Genomic DNA, 583 nt, shown 5'->3' on the forward strand with positions numbered 1-583 from the left:
CACAAAGAACTGCAGCTTTCTTTTGAGTGTAAAACACTTCCAAAGACGGCCTAGCAACTGAATCATTGAGTCACTCTTCGCAAGAAAAATTATTAACGGCTGCGATGACCAGTTCGACTTCAGCCGATGTCATTTCAGGACTCATTGGCAAACTCAGGACTTGCTGATGGATATTCTCGGTCACTGGATAGCTGTGGCCATTGAGCTCTTTGTAAGCCTGCTGCTGATGGACAGGAATCGGGTAGTGGATGATGGTTTGAATACGTTGTGCGGCCAGATGCTGCTGCAACACATCACGCTGCCTGCATTGAACGACGAACAGATGCCACACATGGCTGTGCAGCGACAGCGGGCAAGTGCCGGTGGCAAGTGGCAGTTCTACTGAAGGGTTGTTGATACCCTCCATGTACATCCTGGCAATTTCCCTGCGGCGTGCAGTCTGGTCATCCAGATACTTGAGCTTGACGGTGAGCATCGCTGCCTGAATCTCATCCAGACGGCTGTTCACGCCCTGGTAGAGATTCTTGTACTTCTCATGGGAGCCATAGTTGCGCAGTGCGCGCAGGACTTTTGCCAACTCGTC

The 583-nt window shown here is 51.1% G+C and carries 1 protein-coding gene; it reads right to left on the reverse strand.

What is annotated here, in order from left to right; all coding sequences use genetic code 11:
- Positions 1 to 70: 70 nt before the first annotated feature.
- A partial coding sequence (locus NRB16_RS29025) for a DegT/DnrJ/EryC1/StrS aminotransferase family protein (RefSeq protein WP_257107585.1) occupies positions 71 to 583 on the reverse strand: 513 nt, incomplete at its 5' end.

It is taken from the genome of Pseudomonas sp. LJDD11 (assembly GCF_024584215.1).
Taxonomy (GTDB): Bacteria; Pseudomonadota; Gammaproteobacteria; order Pseudomonadales; family Pseudomonadaceae; genus Aquipseudomonas.